Here is a 22,046-nt window from a genome sequence, read left to right on the forward strand (position 1 = left end):
GGTCGGCGAGGGGTGCGCCACGTCGCCCCTGATCACCGGGCGACACACCGGCACCGGGGACAAGAGCGGGACCGACGCCCGCCGCCGCGTAGCGTCCCGACCCATGCGGGTGCTGGGCGTCGACCCCGGGCTGACGCGCTGCGGCCTCGGCGTGGTCGAGGGCAGCGGCGGGCGGGCCGTGCGCGCTGTCGCCGTCGACGTCGTGCGCACCCCGCCGGACGACGAGGTGGCCGCGCGGCTCGGTGCCGTGGCCGACGCCGTCGAGGCCTGGATCGCGGAGCACCGCCCGGACGTCGTGGCCGTCGAGCGGGTGTTCGCCCAGCACAACGTCCGCACGGTGATGGGCACGGCCCAGGTCGGCGGGGTCGTCGCCCTCGTGGCCGGGCGCGCCGGGCTGCCCGTCGCGTTCCACACGCCCAGCGAGGTCAAGGCGGCGGTCACCGGCTCCGGGCGGGCGGGCAAGGAGCAGGTGACGGCCATGGTCACGCGCGTGCTGGCGCTCGACACTGCCCCGCGTCCCGCCGACGCCGCCGACGCCCTGGCGCTCGCCGTCTGCCACTGCTGGCGCGCGCCGATGATCGCGCGCATGGCCGAGGCCGAGGCCCGCGCCGCCGAGGCCACCATGCGCCATCGCGCACGTCTCAAGGCCGCGCAGAGGGCCGCGACCCAGAAGGCCGCGACCCAGCAGGCCGCCACACCGAAGGCCGCCACACCGAAGGCCGGCCGCTGAGCACCACGGTCGTCACCTCCGCCGACGGCACGAGCCTCGCGGTCGAGACCGTCGGACAGGGGCCGCCGCTCGTGCTCACGACCGGAGCGCTGCAGGGCCGCGCGAGCGTCCGCCTGCTCGCCGAGGCCCTGGCCGACCGCTTCGCCGTCACCACCTGGGACCGTCGGGGTCGCGGCGACAGCGGGGGAGCGCCCGACCCCGGGCGCGACCCGCTCGGACCCGACGGCACGGAGCTCGTGGCCGCGGAGGTCGCCGACCTCGCGGCGGTCGTCGCCGGCACCGGCGGCGCCCCCGCCCACTACGCCCACTCCGCCGGGGCCGTGCTCGTGCTCGAGGCGGTGCTGCGGGGCGTGCCGGCGAGCCGCGTGGTCGCCCACGAGCCACCGTGGCGCCTCCCCGGTGACGACCCCGGCCCGCGCCGCGACCTCGTCGCCGCGACGATGGCGGCCCTGCGCGCGGGCGACCCCGACGCCGCGGCGGCCGCGTTCCTCGACGGGTTCCCGGCGGCCGCACCCGCACCCGTCGAGCGCCTACGCCGCACCCCGTTCTGGGCGGGCACGGTCGCCCACGCGGCGTCACTGCCCCACGACGCCGCGCTCGTGGTGGGGGAGCCGCTGCCCGTCGGACGCTTCGCGGGCCTGGAGTTGCCGCTGCTCGCCCTCGACGGGGAGCACAGCCCGGCGTGGGTGCGCCGGGCGGTGGCGGCGTTCGCGGCGGCCGTGCCGGGGGCCGAGCACCGCACGCTGCCCGGCCAGGTGCACATCGTCACCCCCGCGGTGCTCGCTCCCGTCCTGGCGGAGTTCCTGACACCCGACGGGGGCGCGCCGGTCCCCGACGCCGTCGGGGGTGGCCGGTAGCCTTCGAACGCGTGTTCGCCACACCAGCCAGGAGGATCGTGCCGTGATCTCGTCGGTGCGCGGGGAGGTCCTCGCGGTCGGGCTGGACCACGCGGTGGTCGAGGTCGGCGGGATCGGCCTCGCGGTGCAGGCCACGCCGTCCACGCTCGCGCGCCTGCGCCGGGGCCAGCCCGCGCGGCTCGACACCGCGCTGGTGGTCCGGGAGGACTCGCTGACCCTCTTCGGGTTCGCCGACGCCGCGGAGCGCGAGCTGTTCCTGCTGCTGCAGACGGTCTCGGGGGTGGGCCCGCGGCTCGCGCTGGCCGCGCTGGCCGTGCTCGACCCGGCGGCGCTGAGCCACGCGCTGGCCGACGGCAACATCACGACGCTGACCAGCGTGCCCGGCATCGGGCGCAAGGGGGCCGAGCGGCTGATCATCGAGCTGCGCGACAAGGTGGCGCCGCCCTCGCCGGCCGACGGCGGCGACGACCTCCCGGCCTCGCCGGTGGTCGCCGGAACGCTGCGCGACCAGGTGGTCGAGGCGCTCGTCGGGCTCGGCTTCGCCGCCAAGCCCGCCGAGAAGGCGGTCGACGAGGTCCTCGGCGGCAGTGAGGACGGCGGCGCGGCCGACTCGTCGACGGTGCTGCGCGCGGCGCTCACCAGACTCGGGCCGTCGCGGTGAGCGAGAACGAGCTGGAGGAGAGCCTCCAGCGTGCTCTCGACGCCACGGCCGAGGACGGCGAGTCCGACGTCGAGAACCGCCTGCGGCCGGCCCGGCTCGCGGAGTTCATCGGCCAGCCCCGGGTGCGCGAGCAGCTCGACCTCGTGCTCCAGGGCGCCCTGCGCCGCGGCAGCCCGCCGGACCACGTGCTGCTCTCGGGCCCGCCGGGGCTGGGCAAGACGAGCCTCGCGATGATCATCGGCACCGAGCTGGGCAGCGCCGTGCGCATCACCTCGGGACCCGCGCTCGAGCGTGCGGGCGACCTCGCGGCGATGCTGTCGAACCTGCTCGAGGGCGACGTGCTGTTCATCGACGAGATCCACCGCATGGCCCGTCCCGCCGAGGAGATGCTCTACCTCGCGATGGAGGACTTCCGGGTCGACGTCGTCGTCGGCAAGGGGCCCGGGGCGACGTCGATCCCGCTCGACGTCGCCCCGTTCACGCTGGTGGGTGCCACGACGCGGGCGGGCTCGCTGACGGGGCCGCTGCGCGACCGCTTCGGCTTCACCGGCCACATGGAGTTCTACGAGCCGGCGGACCTCGAGCACGTCGTGGCCCGCAGCGCCCGGATCCTCGGCGTCGACCTGCGCCCCGACGGCGGCCGCGAGATCGCGCGGCGCTCGCGGGGCACGCCGCGCATCGCCAACCGCCTGCTGCGTCGCGTGCGCGACTACGCGGAGGTCCGCGCCGACGGCGCCGTCACCCGCGACGTCGCCCGGGCCGCGCTGGCGGTCTACGACGTCGACGAGCTCGGCCTCGACCGGCTCGACCGCGCCGTGCTCGCCTCCCTGGTGCGCTCGTTCGGTGGCGGGCCGGTGGGCGTGTCGACGCTGGCCGTGGCGGTGGGCGAGGAGCCCGGCACGGTCGAGGAGGTGTGCGAGCCCTACCTCGTCCGGGCCGGGATGCTGGCCCGTACGCCGCGTGGACGCGTCGCGACACCCCTGGCGTGGCGCCATCTGGGGCAGGAACCCCCCGCCGACCGGCCGGACGAGGACCAGGGCCAGGGGACCCTGTTCACCTGAGCTGGCAGACTCGGAATCGGACAGTGCGGGGTGCGGAGACCGACGCGCCCGCCCGTTGGACGGAGAACGATGGACCTGATCTTCCCCCTGCTCATCCTGTTCATGATCGGGCTGGTGTTCATGTCCAGCCGTCAGCGCAAGAAGCAGGAGAACCAGCAGAAGGACCTGCAGAACAGCCTGCACGTCGGTGACGTGGTCGTCATGACCTCCGGCATCAGCGGCACGATCGTCGACACCGACGACGAGCGCACCATCGACCTCGAGATCGCGCCCGACGTCGTCACCACCTGGCTGCGCGCCGCGGTCCGCGAGAAGCTCGTGGCCGAGGAGGTCGCGGCCGACGAGGTCGTCGACGAGGACGCGCTGCCGGAGTCGTCGGTGCCGACCGAGTCGACCCCGGTCGTCGACACCGCGGACAGCGCGACCACGACGACGGCCGCGCCCACGACGGACACCAAGGACATCGCGGACGCCAAGGTGGACAACAAGGCGGACACCACCGGCAACGTGTCCTCGCCGCGCTCCTCCTGACGGGCACCGGACGGGGCGGCGCGGGCAGCGCCGGGCCCGCCGCCTACCCTCGCGACGAGCCCCTCCCCGGCTGAACCGACCCGATCTCCTGGAGCAACGCAGCGTGGCCCCTCCGACCGTCCGCTTCCGGCCCGGGCGCTACCTCGCCGCCTTCCTGGTGATCGTGGCCGCGCTCTACGGGTTGGTGTTCTTCACCGGGGACGGGTCGCCGACGCCGAAGCTCGGCATCGACCTGCAGGGCGGCACGCGGGTGACGCTGACGGCGCGCACCGAGACCGGCGCGGCACCGACGCCCGACCAGCTCAACCTGGCGCGCACGATCATCGAGCAGCGCGTCAACGGGCTCGGCGTCAGCGGCGCCGAGGTGGTGCAGGACGGCAGCAACCTCGTCATCACGGTGCCGGGCCAGGAGGGCGACCAGGCGCGCTCGCTCGGGCAGACGGCGCGGCTGTACTTCCGCCCGGTGCTCGGGGGACCGATCCCGGCGGGCCCGCAACCCGGCCAGCCGGGGCAGCCCGGCCAGCCGGGGGCGCCGCCGGAGGGCGGCACCGCTGAGCAGGGGACCCCCGGCGGCGCGACCGGCGCGGGCACCCCGGGGCAGACCCCGGCCGGCCAGAGCGCGCCGATCGCCGCCCCGGCCCAGCCGGCGCCCCCCGTGCCCGCTCCGCCGGGCGGCGGAGCCGGGGGCGGCACCTCGCAGGACCCGCGCCAGGCCCAGGCGATCGCCGAGGCCAAGGCCACGCGCCAGAGCGAGGACCCGGCCGTGCAGGAGCAGGCCGCGCTCGCGCTGAACTGCGCCGTCGAGGACCCCCTGCGCGGCTACGACGACCCGGCGCGACCGCTGGTCTCCTGCAACCGCGAGGGCACCGAGAAGTACCTGCTCGGCCCCGCGATCCTCTCGGGCACCGACGTCTCGAGCGCGACGCCGAACCCCAACCCGCAGGGCGTCGGCTGGATCATCAACCTCGCGTTCAAGGGCGGCCAGGCCGCGACCACCTGGGCCGACTACACCAGCGCGAACGTCAACAACTCGAACGCCGTCGTGCTCGACTCCCAGGTCGTCTCGGCGCTGCGGATCGTGCAGCCGCTGCTCGACGGCAACGCCCAGATCTCGGGCAACTTCAACCAGGGGTCGGCCACCGACTTCGCGAACGTCCTGCGCTACGGCTCGCTGCCCCTGTCGTTCGACACCTCCGAGGCCCAGACCGTCTCGGCGACGCTGGGCCTCGCGTCCCTGCAGGCCGGGCTCATCGCGGGCATCGTCGGGCTCGCCCTGGTGTTCGTCTACTCGCTGTTCTACTACCGCGCCCTCGGCGTGCTGACGATCCTCTCGCTGATCCTGTCCGGGCTCGTCGTCTACGCCGTGCTCGTGCTCCTCGGACGCGCGATCGGCTTCACGCTCGACCTCGCGGGCGTCGCCGGGTTCATCGTCGCCATCGGCATCACCGCCGACTCGTTCGTGATCTTCTTCGAACGCATCAAGGACGAGGTGCGCGACGGACGAAGTTTCCGCTCGGCGGTACCCCGCGGCTGGACACGGGCCAGACGCACGATCCTCTCCGGCGACGCCGTCAGCTTCCTCGCGGCCGTGGTGCTCTACGTGCTCGCCGTCGGCCAGGTCAAGGGCTTCGCCTTCACCCTGGGCATGTCCACCGTCCTCGACCTCATCGTGGTCTTCCTCGTGACGCACCCCCTGCTGTCCCTCGCCTCGAACTCCAAGCTGTTCGCGAGCCCCGCGTGGTCCGGGCTCGGCCAGGTCGTGCACAACGCGCCGAAGCCGGGGTCGGCCACGACGCGTCCGGGCGGCCGGACCCCGGAGCGCGACGGCACGCGGACCCGCACGGGTTCCGACGCGTCGGCGTCGTCGTCGGCGTCGTCCCGCACCCGCGCGGGCCGCGGAGGTGACCGATGACCCGCTCCACCGGGCGGCCCGGCGGCCGCCGCCACGTCGAGGAGTCGATCGGCGAGATGGTCGAGGACCGGGACGACCTCCTCGACGACGGCACCGACCCCGACGCCGTCGACCGGGCCGCCGACGCCGACGAGGCGGCCGACGACAGGCCGGACACCGCGGCGCGACCCGGCAAGAAGCCCAGCCGCCTCGACATGCTGTACCGCGGCAACGGCGGGCTGGACATCGTCGGGCGCTCGAAGACCTGGTACGCCGTCTTCGGCGCCGCGCTGGTCATCTGCATCCTGTCCATGGTCATCCGAGGCTTCAACTTCGGCATCGACTTCGAGGGCGGCACGAGCGTCCAGATGCCGGCGGCGGGCGCGAACGGCGTCATCCAGACCGGCCAGGTCGAGGAGGCCTACGCCGGGGCGCTCGGGTTCCCGGCGACGTCGATCCAGAGCGCCGGTCAGGGCGCCACGGCGACGATCATCATCCGGTCCGAGAGCCTCGACATCGGGCAGGTCATCGCGCTGCGGCAGGCGTTGTTCGACCGGTTCCAGCCGATCGGCACCAGCGGCACGCCGGACATCAACGCGATCTCCGACAGCGCCGTCAGCGCGAGCTGGGGCGGCGAGATCACCCAGCAGGCGCTGGTCGCGCTCGCGGTCTTCCTCGTGCTCGTCACCATCTATCTCTCGTTCTACTTCGAGAGACGCATGGCGTTCGCGGCCCTGGTCGCGCTGGCGAACGACATCATCATCACCGCGGGTGTGTACTCGCTGGTCGGCTTCGAGGTCTCGCCGGCGACGGTGATCGGCCTGCTGACCATCCTCGGGTTCTCGCTCTACGACACGGTGGTCGTGTTCGACAAGGTCCGCGAGAACACCCGCGGCCTGCTCGGGCTCACGCGCCGCACCTACGCCGAGGCGGCGAACCTCGCGGTCAACCAGACCCTGATGCGCTCGCTGAACACCTCGCTCATCGCGGCGCTGCCGCTGATCGGGCTCTTCGTCGTCGGCGTGGTGCTGCTCGGCGTCGGCGTGCTCGGCGACCTCGCGCTCGTGCAGCTCGTGGGCACGATCATCGGCGCGGCGTCGTCGGTGCTGCTGGCGACGCCGATCGTGGTGGACCTCGCGATGCGCGACAAGCGCTGGGCCGCGCAGGCCGAGAAGGTCGCCGCCCGCCGGGCCAAGGCCGCCCGCCGTGCCGCGACCGCCGGCGGCGCGGGCGGCGAGCCCGACGCGTCGGGCCCGTCCACCGACGTCCTCGACACCCGCGAGGTCGCTGCGGCCGGCGCCGGCCGTGCGCGGATCACCGCCGCGTCCGGCACGACGCCGCGACCGGGTGCGCGACCGGGTGCCCGCCCGGGCTCCCGTCCGGCGGGCAAGACCGGCCGGCCCTCGGGCAAGCGCCGCAAGTGAGCACCCGCAACAGCGCGCAGCACGGCACCGCCGACCTGGACCTGGTCGCGGGCCTGCTGCGCGACGTGCCCGACTTCCCGACCCCGGGCATCCGGTTCTGGGACCTCAGCGCCATGCTCGCCGACGGGCCGGGACTGGCCGCGACGACGCGCCTGCTCGCGGCGGCCACCGCCGAGCCCCCCGACGTCGTCGTCGGCATCGAGGCGCGGGGCTTCCTGCTCGGCGCCGCGGTGGCGCACTCGCTGGGCCTCGGGGTCGTCGCCGTGCGCAAGCAGGGCAAGCTGCCGGTGGTGGCCGCGAGCCGGTCCTACGACCTCGAGTACGGCTCGGCGACGCTCGAGCTGCCCGCCGGCGTGATCCGGCCCGGCGCGAGGGCGCTGCTCGTCGACGACGTGCTCGCCACCGGCGGCACCGCGGCCGCGGCGTGCGCGCTGGTCGAGGGCGCCGGCGCCGCGGTGGCGGCGGTGTCGGTGGTGCTGGAGCTGCCCACCCTGGAGGGTCGCGCGCGGCTGGGGGAGCACCCCGTGCACGCCCTGCTCACCCGCTGAGCGGGTCGTCAGGGCCGGCACGGCGGGACCGTTCGACCGCTCCCCGCGCCGTGGCCGACGGCCGCCGGACCGCCCGTCGCACGGGGTGACCGACACGTCCGTGTCGTCCCGCCGTCACCCACGCGTACCGATCCGGGACGACCGATCGCCCGACCGGGGCTCCGCCGCCCGGACACCTCGCCGTCCCGGAGATACGCTGGATGGATTCCGGGCACGACGGGCCCCCGCGACGGACCCCCGCGACAGACAGGGCCCCTCGCTCGTCCGGAGGGAGGGACGACGCGTGAGCCAGGACGTCGACGCCGCGGGCAGGCCGCTCGCCCCTGGTCAGGACGCAGCGCAGGAGCCGGGGCCGGACACCGCCGGGTCGGCCCGCGAGGACGCCGTCCTCGACGCCGCCGGGCTCTCGCCCACGCCTCCCGTCAGCGCCACCCGCCCGCCGTCGGCCACACGGCGCGTCCGCGCCCGCATCGCCCGGCGCATCACCGCGCAGCGCTCCGGCGGCGTCAAGCCGGTGCTCGAGCCGCTGGCCGCGGTCCACCGCGAGCTGCACCCGTCGGCGGACATGGGCACGCTGCAGCGGGCCTACGACACCGCGGAGCAGCACCACGACGGTCAGATGCGCAAGAGCGGCGACCCGTACATCACGCACCCGCTCGCCGTCGCCACGATCCTCGGCGAGCTGGGGATGGACACCACGACGCTGGTCGCCGCGCTGCTCCACGACACCGTCGAGGACACCGCGTACTCGCTGGACAAGCTCTCCGCCGACTTCGGTGCCGAGGTCGCCCACCTCGTCGACGGCGTCACCAAGCTCGACAAGGTCCAGCTCGGCGCGGCCGCCGAGGCCGAGACCATCCGCAAGATGGTCGTCGCCATGGCGCGCGACCCGCGCGTGCTCGTCATCAAGCTGGCCGACCGGCTGCACAACATGCGCACGATGCGCTTCCTCAAACCGGAGAAGCAGGCCAAGAAGGCCCGCGAGACGCTCGAGGTGCTCGCCCCGCTGGCCCACCGGCTGGGGATGTCCACGGTCAAGTGGGAGCTCGAGGACCTCGCGTTCGCGATCCTGCACCCCAAGCGCTACGACGAGATCGTCCGCCTCGTCGCCGACCGCGCGCCCAGCCGCGACACCTACCTGCGCAAGGTGATCGACGAGGTCTCCGGGCAGCTCACCGAGGCGCGGGTGAAGGCCGAGGTGCTCGGCCGCCCGAAGCACTACTACTCGATCTACCAGAAGATGATCGTCAAGGGTAAGGACTTCGACGACATCCACGACCTGGTGGGCGTGCGGGTGCTCGTCGAGGACGTGCGCGACTGCTACGCCGCGATGGGCATGGTCCACGCGCTGTGGCAGCCGATGCCGGGCCGGTTCAAGGACTACATCGCCCAGCCGCGCTTCGGGGTCTACCAGTCGCTGCACACCACGGTGATCGGGCCGGACGGGCAGCCCCTCGAGGTGCAGATCCGCACCCACGAGATGCACCGCACCGCCGAGTACGGCATCGCCGCGCACTGGCGCTACAAGGAGGCCAAGGGCGGGCACAAGAACGGCACCGCGGTCGGGGCCGGCGACGGCACCCTCGAGCTCGACGAGATGGCGTGGATGCGCCAGCTGCTCGACTGGCAGCGCGAGGCCGCGGACCCCGGTGAGTTCCTCGAGTCGCTGCGCTACGACCTGGCCACCCGCGAGATCTTCGTGTTCACGCCCAAGGGCGACGTGATCACGCTGCCCAGCGGCTCGACGCCGGTCGACCTCGCGTACGCGGTGCACACCGAGGTCGGCAACAAGTGCATCGGCAGCCGGGTCAACGGCCGGCTGGTCGCGCTCGAGCGCGAGCTCGAGAACGGCGAGGTCGTCGAGATCTTCACGTCGAAGGCCGAGGGTGCCGGCCCGTCGCGCGACTGGCTGTCCTTCGTCGCCTCGCCGCGGGCGAAGCAGAAGATCAAGCAGTGGTTCGCCAAGGAGCGCCGCGAGGAGGCGATCGAGGGCGGCAAGGAGGCCATCACCCGCGAGGCCCGCCGCACCGGCCTGCCGCTGCAGCGCCTCGTCTCCGCCGACTCGATGACCGCGCTCGCCCACGAGCTGCGCTACCAGGACGTCTCGTCGCTCTACGCCGCCGTCGGCGAGCACCACGTCTCGGCCCGCCATGTCGTGCAGCGCCTCGTCGCGCTGCTCGGCGGCGTCGAGCAGAACGAGGAGGACCTCGCCGACCGCGCCACCCCGTCGACGGTCCAGCGTCGCCGCGGCACCGGCGACGTCGGCGTCGTCATCGACGACATGGACGAGAGCGACAGCTCGTCCGACGTGTGGATCAAGCTGGCGCGCTGCTGCACGCCGGTGCCCGGCGACGGCATCCTCGGCTTCATCACCCGGGGCGGCGGGGTCAGCGTGCATCGCACCGACTGCACCAACGCCGACGAGCTGCGCAGCGAGCCCGAGCGCCTCGTGAACGTCCACTGGGCCTCGTCCTCGAGCGCGCTGTTCCTCGTCGCGATCCAGGCCGAGGCCCTCGACCGGCACCGCCTGCTCTCCGACATCACCAAGGTCCTCGCCGACGAGAAGGTCAACATCCTGTCGGCGTCGGTGACGACGTCCCGCGACCGCGTGGCGGTCAGCCGGTTCTCCTTCGAGATGGGCGACCCGAAGCACCTCGGCCACGTCCTCAAGGCGGTCCGCAACGTCGAGGGCGTCTACGACGTCTACCGGGTGACCTCGGCGAGCTGATCACCAGCTGACCGGCAGGGCGTGGACGCCGTAGACGTTCATGTCGGTGCGCAGCGGCACCTCGGCGGCCGGCACGGCGAGCTCCAGTGTCGGGAAGCGGCGCAGCAGCCCGCCGAGCCCGGCGCGCATCTCGACGCGCGCCAGCTGCTGTCCGAGGCACTGGTGGACGCCGTGGCCGAACGACAGGTGGCCGCGGGCCGCGCGGCGGACGTCCAGGGTGTCCGGGTCGGCGAAGCGGGCCGGGTCGTGGTTGGCGGCCAGCAGCGAGACGACGACCGTGGCGCCGCGGGGGATGGTCTCGCCGCCGAGCTCGAGGTCCTCCGTCGCGTAGCGGTAGAAGACGTCGGCGACGGAGAGGTACCGCAGGAGCTCCTCGACGGCACCGGGCAGCAGGTCCGGATCGTGGCGCAGCGCGGCGAGCTGGTCGGGGTGCTCGAGGAGCGCGAACGTGCCCAGGGCGAGCAGGTTGGCCGTGGTCTCGTGCCCCGCGAGCAGCAGCAGGAACGCGCACCCGGTCAGCTCCTCGATACTGAGGTCGTCGTCCCGGGCGAGGTCGGACAGGAGGTCGTCGCCGGGGTCGGCGCGCTTCCGCCTGACCAGCTCCGCGAGGTAGGTGGTCAGGGCGCCGTACGCGGCTCCCTTCTCCTCGAGGGTCTGGTCGCGCAGGAGGAACGCCGACGAGTGCGCCCGGAAGTCCTCCCGGTCGGCGTAGGGAACGCCGAGAAGCTCGCAGATCACCAGGGACGGCACCGGGAGCGCGAACTCCGTCACGAGGTCGACGGGCGGCGTCCGGGAGGCCATCGCGTCGAGCGCCCGCTCGGCGACGTCGGTGATGTGGTCCTCGAGCTGCCGCATGCGCCGGACGGTGAACGCGCCCGCGAGCTTGCGTCGCATGCGGGTGTGGTCCGGCGGGTCCATGGCGACGAACAGGCCGGGCACCGGTGGGGACGGCTCGGTCGCGGCCGGCATGCCGGGGGTCTCGTAGGGCACGTGGAGGACGCCGAGGTCGAGCCGGGAGCTGAACCGGCCGTCGGCGAGCAGCCGGCGGGCGGCGTCGTGACCGGTGACGATCCAGCCCCGGTGTCCGTCCGGGAAGACCATGGGGCACACGGGCCGTGCGTCGCGCATCCGGCTGATCGCGCTCGGTGGGTCGAACGGGCCGGCGTCGCGCTCGGTCGGGAGGCTGCGGGGGGTGGTGGTCGGTTCGGGCACGGTGACCTCTCAGCGGTCGGTGCGGGTGGCGTAGAGGCGCTGGGGCCAGAGCCAGCTCGCCGCCGTGATCACGAGGCCGCGCAGCACGGTCTGCGAGCCGTACGCGTGGTGCAGGTCCGCGACACTGATCGCGGGTTCGCTGGTCATGACCTGGTCCTTCCGGGAGGCATGCGGGCAGGCGGGACCGGCGGACGGCGCCCCGGGCGCGGTCCGCGGGTGGTGCGGGGTGAGGTGGTGGGTCGTTCAGGCGCGCCGCACCACGACGTCACCGTCGCGGGAGCGGGCGTGCACGGTGACGGTCTCGGCGAAGCCCTCGGGTCCCGGCCGGGCCTCGAGCGCGTTGCGGACCAGGCCGCCGGTGTCGGCGTCCAGCCACACCGCACTGGCGGGGTCGACGGCGACCTCGAGGCGGCCGTGGGTGCTGGTCAGCGACACCTCGCCGCGCATCACCCGGCCCAGGCGGACGGCGCCGTAGGCGCTGCGGGCGGTGACGTCGCCGGCGGCCGCGTCGACCTCGAGGTCGCCGTGCACGCCGGTGACGCGGACGGTGCCGGCGGCGTCGTCGACGTGGACGGTGCCGTGCTTGGTGGTCAGGTCGGCGTCGCCGCCGATCCGGTGCAGGCGCACGTCGCCGTGGTCGGCGTTCACCGTCGCGTCGCCCTCGACGGTGCCGGTCACGCGGACCTGCCCGTAGCCGGTGGCGAGGTCGGCGGCGCCGGCGTCCTCGAGGCGGACGTCGCCGTAGGTGGCCTGCGCGCGGCACCCGGCGACGCGCCCCTCGACCTGGATGGCGCCGTAGGTGGTGCGGGCGCTGATCGCGGAGCCGGTCGGCAGGCCGATCTCGACCTCGAGCGAGCGCCCGGGGGTCGGGATCCGCAGGGCGCGGAGGCCGAGCTTGCGGCCCTGCACGCGGAGCTCGTCCCCGAGCAGCTCGATCTTGATCGCCTCGGCCTCGGCGCGGTCGGCGGGGCTGTGGTGGACCTCGACGGTGGTGTCGGGGCGGTCGGTCGCGACGATGCGGATGTCGCCGATCGGGAGGTCGATCGTGGCGGTGATGGGCGCGGGGGTGTCGAAGGTGGGCACGGGTCATCGCCTCCTCGGGGTCCGGTGGACCCCGTGAGTTCGCGGGCGGGTGTTCTCGGGTGATCAGCCGAACCAGCCGCCGCCGCGGGCGGCGGGCCGGGGCGTGGCGTCGGAGCGCGGGCCGAGCGCGGCGGTGGCGGCGCGCACGAGCCAGGTGTTGACGGACAGGCCGTCGCGGGCGGCGGCCTCCTCGACGCGGGCCTTGAGGCTCTCGGGGGGACGGAAGTTGACGCGGGCCGACGGGCCGTCGAGGGGTGCGTGGCTCTCCGGCTCGGCGGGGGTCGGCGCGTGCGGTGCGGGCTGCGCGGTGGCCGGGGTGACGACGAAGTCGGGATCGCGGCCGCGCAGCCGCAGGTGCACCGAGCCGGGGGCCAGGTCGAGGGTGATCTCCTCGGTGGCGGCGGCCAGGGCCTCGAGCAGCACGAGGCGGGTGGCCGCGTCGAGGGGCGAGACGAGGCGTTCGGCGACGTCCCGGACGTCGTCGCCGGCGGCCTCGGCGGCGGCCGCGAACTCCTCGCGGAGCCGGTCGACGTAGACGTTCAGCTGCATGACGCCACGATGGCGCATCGTGGCGCCATACGCAAGGTTCTTGGCGTCATTGTGGCGCTGTAGTGGCGCCACGATGGCTCAGGTGCTGGCGCCGCGGCGGCGGAAGAGGCCGCGCAGGCCCGTGCGTGTCGGGGCGTCCTCGTGCCACTCCGGGCGCGCCGACCGGGGGTCGAGCGGGTCGACGGTGGCCGGGTCGAGGCCCGGGCCGTCGGACGGGCGCACCAGCGAGCGGATGCCGGAGTCCAGCACCGTCACCAGCGGGACCGCGAGCAGCGCCCCGGGGATGCCGGCGATGACGAGGCCGCAGGCGATGGGCAGCACGACCGCCAGCGGGTGCAGCTTGATCGACCGCCCGAGGAGCAGGGGCTGGAGGATGTAGCCCTCGATGTTCTGCACGGCGATGAGCAGCAGGACCACGAGCAGGGCGTCGGTCAGCCCGCCGCTGACGAGGGCGACGAGCACGGCGACGACGCCGGTGACCACGGCGCCGAGGGTCGGGACGAACGCCCCGAAGAAGATCAGTGCCGCCAGGGGGACCGCGAGCGGCACCCCGATGAGCCACAGCCCCACGCCCGCGGTGACGGCGTCGGCCGCGGCGACGAGCAGCGTCGCCCGCGTGTAGCCGACCAGCGACGCGAAGGCCCGGCGCCCAGCCACGTCCGCACGGTTGCGCGCGGCCTTCGGCACGCCGGAGAGCACGAAGCGCCAGACGAGGCCGCCGTCGTAGACGAAGAAGATGAGCGTGAACAGCGTCAGCAGCATCTCGGTGAAGAGCTCACCGACCGTGCCGACGGCCCCGAGCGCGCTGCTGGCCAGCGTCGCCTGGCTCGACTGGAGGTAGGCGATGGCCTGGTTGCCGATGGCCGTGAACTGCTCGTTGTTCAGCCCGAGCGGGCCCGTGCGCAGCCAGCCCTGGATGCCGGTGAGGCTGGCGGTGAGCTGGGTGGTCAGGTCCGGCAGGCCGGAGATGAACGCCAGCACCACCCCGTAGAACACCGCGACGACCACCGCGATGCCGGCGAACAGGACGAGGGCGGTGGCGAGGGCGTGCGGCACGTGGCGCCAGCGGCGCGACAGCGCGTGGGCCTCGGGCGCGAGCAGGGAGGCGGCGATGACGGCGAGCACCACCGGGACGAGGACCGCCGAGAGCAGCCCCATGACGTAGACGACGATCGCGCCGGCCGTGGCCAGGAGCAGGACGCGCCACGCGAGGCCACTGGCGATCTCCAGCGCGACCGGGACCTCCCACCGGCGCGCGGGCCGGATGACCGCCTCGGGTCCGCGGTCGACGGTCTTCGCGCCCGGCAGATCGCCGATGTCCTTCGGTGGTCCGGGGTCGCCCGGGATGTCGGGCGGGGTGTCGGGCTCGGCGCCGGTCCGTCTCCGCGCGGTCGGCCCGGGATCCCCGGTCGGCTCCGGCGACGGCATGCTCATCGGAACACCCTAGTCCGGCGGCCCGGACGGCGGGTCGCGGTCGCACCGCGGCTGCTGGATCGGTGCAGAACGGTCTAGCATGGGGCCGTGAGCCGACGAGCCAAGATCGTGTGCACGCTGGGGCCGGCGACGTCCTCACCGGAGGCCATCCGCGACCTCGTCCGCGCCGGGATGGACGTCGCCCGTCTCAACTTCAGCCACGGCAGTCACGAGCAGCACGAACGCGTCTACCGCCTCGTGCGCGAGGCGGCCGACTCCGAGGGGCGCGCGGTCGGCATCCTCGCCGACCTGCAGGGCCCGAAGATCCGCCTCGGCCGGTTCGTCGACGGCCCGCAGATGTGGGCGACGGGCGAGACGGTGCGCATCACCACCGAGGATGTCGAGGGCACCCACGACCGGGTGTCCACCACCTACGCCGGCCTCGCCGACGACTGCCGGCCCGGCGAGTCGCTGCTGGTCGACGACGGCAACGTGGCGCTGGAGGTCACGGCCGTCGAGGGCCGCGACGTCGTCGCGAAGGTCGTCGAGGGCGGGCGCGTCTCGGACAACAAGGGCATCTCGCTGCCCAACACCGCGGTGTCGACGCCCGCGATGAGCGAGAAGGACGAGGCGGACCTGCGCTTCGCGCTGGGGCTGCGCGTCGACATGATCGCCCTGTCGTTCGTGCGCTCGCCCGCCGACGCCGAGCTGGTCCACAAGATCATGGACGAGACGGGCTCGCGCCTGCCGGTGATCGCGAAGCTGGAGAAGCCCGAGGCGGTCGACGCACTCGAGGCGATCGTGCTGGCCTTCGACGCGATCATGGTCGCGCGCGGCGACCTGGGCGTGGAGCTGGCGCTCGAGGACGTGCCGCTGGTGCAGAAGCGCGCGGTGCAGATCGCGCGCGAGAACGCCAAGCCGGTGGTCGTCGCCACCCAGATGCTCGAGTCGATGATCCACAACTTCCGGCCGACCCGGGCCGAGGCCTCCGACGTCGCCAACGCCGTGCTCGACGGCGCCGACGCGGTGATGCTCTCGGGGGAGACGAGCGTCGGCGACTACCCGATCGAGACGGTGCAGACGATGGCGCGCATCGTCGCCGCCGTCGAGGTCGGGCCCGCGTCGGTGCCGCCGATCCAGCACATCCCGCGCACCCAGCGGGGCGTCGTCACCACCGCGGCGCGCGACATCGGCGAGCGGCTCAACGCCCGCGCGCTGGTCGCGTTCACGCGCACCGGCGACACGGTGCGGCGCCTCGCGCGGCTGCACACCCGGCTGCCGGTGCTGGCGTTCACCCCGATCCCGGAGGTCCGCAGCCAGCTGTCGCTCTCGTGGGGGGTGGAGACCTTCCTCGTCGACTGGGCCGACACCACCGACGCGATGATCCGCCAGGTCGACGGGTGCCTGCTCGAGATCGGGCGCTTCGCGGTGGGCGAGCTCGTCGTCATCGTGTCCGGCTCCCCGCCCGGCACGGTCGGCAAGACCAACCTGCTGCGCGTCCACAAGATCGGCGAGGACAGCCGCTAAGTGGCGCATCCGTTCGACGCCCTCACCGCCGAGCACATGCGGGCCGGCGGGTCCTGGAAGTGGTCGACGCCGGGGGAGTCCCACGGCCGGGGCCTGATCGGCGCGTTCGTCGCGGAGATGGACTACCCGGTGGCGCCGGCCGTCGCCGACGCGGTGCGGTGGTCGGCGGACGCGTCGGCGTTCGGCTACCTGCCCGACGGGTGGGTCGACGACATGGCGGTGGCGTGCTCGGCGTTCTGGGGGGAGCGCTTCGGGTGGGCGCCCGACCCGGCGTGGGTGCGCCCGGTGCCCGACGTGCTGACGGCCTTCACCGCCACCGTCCGGCACTTCACGCGGCCGGGCAGCGCGATCCTGCTGCCGACACCGGCGTACATGCCGTTCCTGACGGTGCCGGGGATGCTCGACCGCGAGCTCCTCCAGGTGCCGATGGGGCGGGCGTCGGGCCGTCCGGTGCTCGACCTCGAGGCGATCGACCGCGGGTTCGCCGACGGGGCGGGCCTGCTCGTGCTCACCTCGCCGCACAACCCCACCGGCCGGGTCTTCGACGCGGACGAGCTGGCGGCCGTGGCGGAGGTCGTCGAGCGGCACGGCGCGCGGGTGTTCAGCGACGAGATCCACGCGCCGCTGACGTTCGGGGACGCGCGCCACCGGCCCTACGCGACGATCTCCGACGCGGCGGCGGGTCACACGGTCACGGCGACGTCGGCGTCGAAGGCGTGGAACCTGCCGGGCCTCAAGTGCGGGCAGGTGATCCTGTCCAACGCCGCCGACGCCGAGCACTGGACGGCGACGGGCTACCTCGCCGAGCACGGCACCGCGACCCCCGGGGTGCTCGCGACCACGGCGGCCTACCGCGACGGGCGCGCCTGGCTGGACGAGGTGCTGGCCTACCTCGACGGCAACCGCGCCCTGCTCGCCGCGGCCGACCTGCCCGGGATCGCGGTGACGGTCCCCGACGGGACGTACCTCGCGTGGCTGGACGCGCGGGGTCTGGGCCTCGACGAGCCCCCGTCGGCGTTCTTCACCCGCGAGGCCGGGGTGGTCATGACCGACGGCGCGGCGTGCGGCGACGCCGGCCGGGGCGGGATGCGCCTCAACCTCGCGATGTCCCGCCCCGTCCTCACCGACGCCCTCGCCCGCCTCCGCTCGGCCATCCGGGGTATGTGAGCGAACTCGGGGCCTATAGGCCCCAAGTTCGCTCACATGGGATCACCAGGGGAGGGGTTCCGGGGGGAGGCCGCTGGCGAGGAGGGTCGCGAGGTGGTCGCCGCGGCGTTCGGTGAGCTGGTCGATCTGCGTCCGGCACGAGAAGCCGTCGGCGACGACCGCCGTCCCCGTGGACGCCGCGCGCACCCGGGGGAGCAGCACCTGCTCCCCGCAGGCCACCGACACTTCGTAGTGCCCCTGCTCGAAGCCGAAGTTGCCCGCCAGCCCGCAGCACCCGGAGTCGAGCACCTCCACCTCGGCGCCCCCGCGCTGCAGCACCGCCGTCTCCGCGCCGTAGCCGCCGGTCGCGTGCTGGTGGCAGTGCTGCTGGACGATCACCTCGCGGCCCGCGATCCCCGGCGGTGCCCAGTCCGGCGCCCGCTCGGCGAGCAGTCGCCCGAGCGTCGTGGTCGCCGCGGCGACCGCGTCGGCGCGCGGCCCGGGCAGCAGGTTCGGCGCGTCGTCGGTGAACACCGCGGTGCAGCTCGGCTCGAGCCCGACGATCGGCATCCCCGCCCCGATGGCCGGGGCCAGCGCGTCGAGCGTGCGCCCGAGCACCCGCGCCGCGACGTCGAGCTGGCCCGTCGTCACCCAGGTCAGGCCACAACACAGCTCGCGACCCGGCAACCGCACCCGGAACCCGGCCGCCTCCAGCACCCGCACCGCGTCGGCGCCGGCGCGCGGGTGCAGGAACTCGGTGAAGGTGTCGGGCCAGAGCAGCACCTCGCCGCGCTCGCCGGTGCCTCGCGGCCCCCGCGCCCGGTACCAGTGGGAGAACCGCGGCGTCGCGAACGCCGGGATCGCGCGGCGCTGGTCGATGCCGCCGGCCCGCTTGAGCAGCCCGGCGGCCCGGGACGACGTCACGCGGTTGACCAGGGGCGCGAGCGGTGACGCGACCCGCGCCAGCGCCGGCAGCCAGCCCATCGACAGGTGCGAGCGCGGGCGGCGCCACTGGCGGCGCTCGTAGTGGTGGTGCAGGAACTCCGCCTTGTAGGTCGCCATGTCGACGTTGACCGGGCAGTCGGACAGGCAGCCCTTGCACGCGAGGCACAGGTCGAGGGCGTCGCGGACCTCGGTGGAGCGCCAGCCGTCGCGGATCGGCGAGTCCGCGTGGCCGCGCAGCATCTCCCAGAGCAGCCGGGCGCGCCCACGCGTGGAGTGGTGCTCCTCGCCGGTGACCCGGTACGAGGGGCACATCACGTCGCCGTCGGTGCGCCGGCACCGGCCGACGCCGATGCAGCGCTCGATCGCGCGGGTGAAGCGCCCGTCGTCGGACGGGTAGGAGAACGCCGAGTCCGGCTCGGCGGGGTCGTAGTCGGCGCCGACGTGCAGGTGCTCGTCGAGGCGGTACGGGTGGACGACCTTGCCGGGGTTCATGCGGTTCCGCGGGTCGAACAGCGCCTTCACCGACTCGAAGGCGCGCACGAGCTCCGGCCCGTACATCCGCTCGAGCAGCTCGCCCCGTGACTGGCCGTCGCCGTGCTCGCCCGAGAGCGAGCCGCCGTACTTCACGCACAGGTCGGCCGAGCGCTCCATGAACGTGCGGTAGTCCGCGACGCCGGCGGGGGTCCGCAGGTCGAACGGGATGCGCGTGTGGATGCAGCCGTGCCCGAAGTGCCCGTAGATCGCCGTGCCCTCGGTGAAGCCGTACTCGTCGACGAGCGCGACCCACTCGGCGAGGTAGTCGCCGAGCCGGTCGGTGGGCAGTGCCGCGTCCTCCCAGCCCTCGTAGTTGTCGACGCCGGTGCGCGGGTCGCGGGCCGAGACGGCCAGCGCCGACTCCCGGATCGCGAACAACTCGGCCTGCTCGGCGCGGTCGGTGACGGTGAGGATCGAGGGCCCGTGCTCCGCGAGGGCCGCCGCCAGGGCCTCGGCACGCGCCACCGCACGCCCGGCGTCGTCGTCGCGCATCTGCACCATCAGCCAGCTGTGGCCCTCGGGCATCGCGGCCATCGCCCGCTGGTGCACGCCCTTGGCGCGCTCGAACTCGACGATGTTGCGGTCGATGCACTCCAGGAAGTGCGGGGCGTGGGGCAGGATCGCGTCGACGCAGCGCGCGGCGGCCACGACGTCGGGGAACCCGAGCACGACCAGCGCGGTCGCGGGCGCCTCGACGACGAGGTCGAGCTCCGCGTGCAGCACCGTGACCAGCGTCGACTCCGAGCCGACCAGGGCCCGGGCGAGGTCGAACGACGACCCGGGCACGAGGTCGTCGAGGTTGTAGCCCGAGACCCGCCGCGGGATGTCGGGGAAGCGCTCGGCGACGAGCTGCGCGTGGTCCTCCGCGATCGCCCGCAGCCCGCGGTAGATCTCCGCGCGCCGCCCGCCCGCCGCCTGGATCGCCGCGTACTCGTCCTCGGTCGTCGGCCCGACCCAGCACCGCAGCCCGTCGTAGGTGAGCACCTCGAGGCGCCGGACGTTGTCGGAGACCTTGCCGAACACCTGCGCGGTGGAGCCGCAGGAGTTGTTGCCGATCATCCCGCCGAGCGTGCAGCTGACGTGGGTGGCGGGCTTCGGGCCGTAGATCAGCCGGCCGGGCAGGGCGGCGTTGAGGTCGTCGAGCTTGATGCCGGGCTCGACGACGCAGGTGCGCGCGTCGGCGTCCACGGACACGATCCGCGTGCAGTACTTCGACCAGTCGATCACCACCGCGGCGTTGCAGCACTGGCCGGCGAGGCTCGTGCCGCCGCCGCGGGAGAGCACGGGCACGTCGTGCTCGCGGCACACGGCCAGCGCCTCCACGCCGGCGTCGATCGAGCGCGGCACGACGACGCCGATGGGGACCTGGCGGTAGTTCGAGGCGTCGACCGCGTAGGCGGCGCGCGAGCCGGCGTCGAAGCGGACCTCGCCGTCGACGCGCGCGGCGAGCGAACGCTCGAGCGCCTCCGCCGGGCTCTGCGGGCGCGTGCGGGGTGAGGGCAGGTCGACCGTGGCCACCGCACGACTCTCTGCGCGCCCCCGGCTCCGGCGCAAGTTCTCCCCCATGTGAGCACTTTCCGGGCCTCCGGGCCCGGAAAGTGCTCACATGAAGATGCGGGAGGATGGCGGGGTGGGGACGGGGCTGGTCGACGACGCCGCCGTGGGCGCGCTGCTGGCGCGCGTGCGGCGGGTGGCGGTCCTCGGCGTCTCCGACCGCTTCAACCGCCCCAGCTTCCGGCTCGCCGCCTACCTGCTCGACCGCACCGCGTGGACCGTCGACCTCGTGAATCCGCACGTGGTCGAGACGCTCGGCAGGCTCTGCGCCCCGACGCTCGCCGACGTCCCGCGGCCCGACCTCGTCGTCGTGTTCCGGGCGCCGGAGGCCTGGGACGCGGTGGTCGACGAGGTCGCCGGCGTCGGGGGCGGGGCGGTGTGGCTGCCCGCGGAGGTCGCCGACGGCGACACCACGGCCCGGGCGGTGGCCCGCGCGCAGCACGGCGGGCTCGAGGCCGTCGCCGACCGCGACCTGCGCGCCGACCACAAGCGGTGGTGCACGTGAGCCCGCCCGTCGTCCGCGAGCCGGACCGCGTCGAGGTCCGCGCGCCCCGCACTGCACCCGTCGTCGCGCTCGTGACCGGTGTGATCGGGCTGGCCGCCGGGGTGTGGCTGCTGCTCGCCGGCGGGACGGCGAACCTCGTGCTCGGCGCCGTGCTGGTGGTCTTCTTCGGGGTCGGCGCCGTGCGGGCGGCCCTGCGCCTGGCCCGCGGCAAGCCCCTGCTGGTCGCGACCCGCGAGGGCGTCGACGACGGCGGCTCGATCGTCGCCGCCGGGTTCCTGCCGTGGTCCGAGCTCGGCACGATCGACGTCCTGCGCGCACGCGGCGGGTCGATGCTCGTCATCGGCGTCCGCGACCCCGAGGCCGTGCTCGCCCGGACCACGCCGGCGCGGGCCAAGGTCGGCCGGGCACAGGCCGGGCGCCTGGGCAGCCCGGTCGTCCTGCCGCCCTCGGTGCTGCCAGTGCCCGCTGACGAGCTGGCGGCCGACCTGGAGCGTCTGCGCCCGGAGTCGTGATGACCGGACACGCGATCAGCGGCCACGAGCGACGCCGTCGCGACATGGTCGCGCACCTGCGCGAGCAGGGGATCACCGACGAGCGGGTCCTCGCGGCCATGGGGCGGGTGCCCCGGCACCGGTTCGTGCCCGCGCACCGGGCCGCCGAGGCCTACGGCCCGGGCCCGCTGCCCATCGCGTGCGGCCAGACGATCTCGGCGCCGGCCATGGTCGCCGCGATGGCAGCGCTGCTGGAGCTCACCGGACGGGAGCGCGTGCTCGAGGTCGGGGCGGGCAGCGGCTACGCCGCGGCGGTGCTCTCCCGCCTGGCCCGCGACGTCGTCACCGTCGAGTACCACCCCTCGCTCGCCGCGTCCGCGCGCGCTGCGCTCGCCGCGACCGGGCACGCCGTCGAGGTCCGCCACGGCGACGGTCGCCTCGGCGTGCCGGACCGTGCCCCGTTCGACGCGATCACCGTGGCCGCCATGGCCGAGGGCGAGGTGCCCCCGGCCCTGCTCGAGCAGCTCACCGACGACGGCGTCCTCGTCTGCCCCGTCGGCCACGAGCGCCAGGGCGACCTCGTGCGGATGCGCCGCGACGGGACCGAGGAACGCCTGATGCCGGTGTCCTTCGTCCCCTTGCTGTGAGCCGTGACG

General features: G+C 74.5%; 20 protein-coding genes. 14 read left to right on the plus strand and 6 right to left on the minus strand.

Annotated elements, in window-relative coordinates:
- Positions 1-103 precede the first annotated feature (103 nt).
- The 9 genes from ruvC (at position 104) to WCD41_RS11230 (ending at position 10,431) form a co-directional block, all read left to right on the plus strand.
- Positions 104-730 (plus strand): crossover junction endodeoxyribonuclease RuvC, encoded by a 627-nt coding sequence (ruvC, locus tag WCD41_RS11190; protein ID WP_337713507.1) that lies wholly within the window; start codon positions 104-106, stop codon positions 728-730.
- Between the two features lie 71 nt (positions 731-801).
- A complete protein-coding gene (locus WCD41_RS11195; protein WP_337713508.1) occupies positions 802-1,587 on the plus strand; it encodes an alpha/beta fold hydrolase in 786 nt (261 codons plus the stop codon).
- Positions 1,588-1,630: 43 nt separating this feature from the next.
- Positions 1,631-2,248 (plus strand): Holliday junction branch migration protein RuvA, encoded by a 618-nt coding sequence (ruvA, locus tag WCD41_RS11200; RefSeq protein ID WP_337713509.1) that lies wholly within the window; start codon positions 1,631-1,633, stop codon positions 2,246-2,248.
- Between the two features lie 11 nt (positions 2,249-2,259).
- Complete coding sequence (gene ruvB / locus WCD41_RS11205; RefSeq protein WP_337714198.1) at positions 2,260-3,309, plus strand: Holliday junction branch migration DNA helicase RuvB; 1,050 nt, start codon at positions 2,260-2,262, stop codon at positions 3,307-3,309.
- Positions 3,310-3,378: 69 nt separating this feature from the next.
- Entirely contained in the window at positions 3,379-3,840 is a 462-nt protein-coding gene (yajC, locus tag WCD41_RS11210; protein WP_337713510.1) for a preprotein translocase subunit YajC, read from the plus strand.
- A gap of 103 nt (positions 3,841-3,943) precedes the next feature.
- Positions 3,944-5,752: a protein translocase subunit SecD gene (gene secD, locus WCD41_RS11215; protein WP_337713511.1), complete on the plus strand. Its 1,809-nt coding sequence runs from the start codon at positions 3,944-3,946 to the stop codon at positions 5,750-5,752.
- The gene (secF, locus tag WCD41_RS11220; protein WP_373695115.1) at positions 5,749-7,155 is read left to right on the plus strand and encodes a protein translocase subunit SecF; all 1,407 of its coding nucleotides are present in this window, start codon (positions 5,749-5,751) and stop codon (positions 7,153-7,155) included. Before secD ends, secF begins: the two co-directional genes overlap by 4 nt.
- Positions 7,152-7,703, plus strand: coding sequence for an adenine phosphoribosyltransferase (locus WCD41_RS11225; RefSeq protein WP_337713512.1), 552 nt, complete (start codon positions 7,152-7,154; stop codon positions 7,701-7,703). Before secF ends, WCD41_RS11225 begins: the two co-directional genes overlap by 4 nt.
- A 283-nt stretch (positions 7,704-7,986) precedes the next feature.
- Positions 7,987-10,431, plus strand: coding sequence for a RelA/SpoT family protein (locus WCD41_RS11230; RefSeq protein WP_337713513.1), 2,445 nt, complete (start codon positions 7,987-7,989; stop codon positions 10,429-10,431).
- Here the strand turns inward: WCD41_RS11230 and WCD41_RS11235 are convergent, their stop codons facing one another.
- The 5 genes from WCD41_RS11235 to WCD41_RS11255 all read right to left on the minus strand — a co-directional run bounded on the left by WCD41_RS11235 (position 10,432) and on the right by WCD41_RS11255 (position 14,709).
- Positions 10,432-11,643 carry a cytochrome P450 gene (locus WCD41_RS11235; RefSeq protein ID WP_373695116.1) on the minus strand — a complete coding sequence of 404 codons (1,212 nt, stop codon included), beginning with the start codon at positions 11,641-11,643 and terminating at the stop codon, positions 10,432-10,434. It lies immediately after the preceding gene.
- Positions 11,644-11,652: 9 nt separating this feature from the next.
- On the minus strand, positions 11,653-11,790 hold the full coding sequence (locus WCD41_RS11240; RefSeq protein ID WP_337713515.1) for a hypothetical protein: 138 nt from the start codon (positions 11,788-11,790) through the stop codon (positions 11,653-11,655).
- Positions 11,791-11,886: 96 nt separating this feature from the next.
- Complete coding sequence (locus WCD41_RS11245) at positions 11,887-12,726, minus strand: DUF4097 family beta strand repeat-containing protein (RefSeq protein ID WP_337713516.1); 840 nt, start codon at positions 12,724-12,726, stop codon at positions 11,887-11,889.
- A 63-nt stretch (positions 12,727-12,789) separates the two neighbouring features.
- Positions 12,790-13,275 carry a hypothetical protein gene (locus tag WCD41_RS11250; RefSeq protein WP_337713517.1) on the minus strand — a complete coding sequence of 162 codons (486 nt, stop codon included), beginning with the start codon at positions 13,273-13,275 and terminating at the stop codon, positions 12,790-12,792.
- Positions 13,276-13,353: 78 nt separating this feature from the next.
- The gene (locus WCD41_RS11255) at positions 13,354-14,709 is read right to left on the minus strand and encodes an AI-2E family transporter (protein WP_337713518.1); all 1,356 of its coding nucleotides are present in this window, start codon (positions 14,707-14,709) and stop codon (positions 13,354-13,356) included.
- Between the two features lie 87 nt (positions 14,710-14,796).
- Here WCD41_RS11255 and pyk point away from each other — a divergent pair, with 87 nt between their 5' ends.
- The gene (gene pyk / locus WCD41_RS11260) at positions 14,797-16,215 is read left to right on the plus strand and encodes a pyruvate kinase (protein WP_337713519.1); all 1,419 of its coding nucleotides are present in this window, start codon (positions 14,797-14,799) and stop codon (positions 16,213-16,215) included.
- Entirely contained in the window at positions 16,216-17,382 is a 1,167-nt protein-coding gene (locus WCD41_RS11265) for a MalY/PatB family protein (protein ID WP_337713521.1), read from the plus strand.
- 42 nt (positions 17,383-17,424) lie between these two features.
- Here the strand turns inward: WCD41_RS11265 and WCD41_RS11270 are convergent, their stop codons facing one another.
- Entirely contained in the window at positions 17,425-20,358 is a 2,934-nt protein-coding gene (locus WCD41_RS11270; RefSeq protein ID WP_337713522.1) for an FAD-binding and (Fe-S)-binding domain-containing protein, read from the minus strand.
- Positions 20,359-20,446: 88 nt separating this feature from the next.
- Here WCD41_RS11270 and WCD41_RS11275 point away from each other — a divergent pair, with 88 nt between their 5' ends.
- The 3 genes from WCD41_RS11275 to WCD41_RS11285 are packed head-to-tail and all read left to right on the plus strand — an operon-like array spanning position 20,447 to position 22,037.
- Positions 20,447-20,899, plus strand: a complete 453-nt coding sequence (locus WCD41_RS11275) for a CoA-binding protein (RefSeq protein ID WP_337713523.1) — start codon at positions 20,447-20,449, stop codon at positions 20,897-20,899.
- Entirely contained in the window at positions 20,896-21,411 is a 516-nt protein-coding gene (locus WCD41_RS11280; RefSeq protein ID WP_337713524.1) for an STM3941 family protein, read from the plus strand. The genes WCD41_RS11275 and WCD41_RS11280 overlap by 4 nt, the downstream gene beginning before the upstream one ends.
- Positions 21,411-22,037: a protein-L-isoaspartate(D-aspartate) O-methyltransferase gene (locus tag WCD41_RS11285; protein ID WP_337713525.1), complete on the plus strand. Its 627-nt coding sequence runs from the start codon at positions 21,411-21,413 to the stop codon at positions 22,035-22,037. Before WCD41_RS11280 ends, WCD41_RS11285 begins: the two co-directional genes overlap by 1 nt.
- Positions 22,038-22,046: the final 9 nt, after the last annotated feature.

Source organism: Actinomycetospora aeridis (assembly GCF_037400275.1).
GTDB classification, from domain to species: Bacteria; Actinomycetota; Actinomycetes; order Mycobacteriales; family Pseudonocardiaceae; genus Actinomycetospora; species Actinomycetospora aeridis.

Excerpts from the sequence above, each read along its gene's own strand:
- ruvC (WP_337713507.1), top strand. The coding sequence starts at position 104 with ATGCGGGTGCTGGGCGTCGACCCCGGGCTGACGCGCTGCGGCCTCGGC.
- yajC (WP_337713510.1), top strand. The coding sequence starts at position 3,379 with ATGGACCTGATCTTCCCCCTGCTCATCCTGTTCATGATCGGGCTGGTG.
- secF (WP_373695115.1), top strand. The coding sequence starts at position 5,749 with ATGACCCGCTCCACCGGGCGGCCCGGCGGCCGCCGCCACGTCGAGGAG.
- WCD41_RS11240 (WP_337713515.1), bottom strand. The coding sequence starts at position 11,790 with ATGACCAGCGAACCCGCGATCAGTGTCGCGGACCTGCACCACGCGTAC.
- WCD41_RS11250 (WP_337713517.1), bottom strand. The coding sequence starts at position 13,275 with ATGCAGCTGAACGTCTACGTCGACCGGCTCCGCGAGGAGTTCGCGGCC.
- WCD41_RS11255 (WP_337713518.1), bottom strand. The coding sequence starts at position 14,709 with ATGAGCATGCCGTCGCCGGAGCCGACCGGGGATCCCGGGCCGACCGCG.
- WCD41_RS11275 (WP_337713523.1), top strand. The coding sequence starts at position 20,447 with ATGAAGATGCGGGAGGATGGCGGGGTGGGGACGGGGCTGGTCGACGAC.
- WCD41_RS11285 (WP_337713525.1), top strand. The coding sequence starts at position 21,411 with ATGACCGGACACGCGATCAGCGGCCACGAGCGACGCCGTCGCGACATG.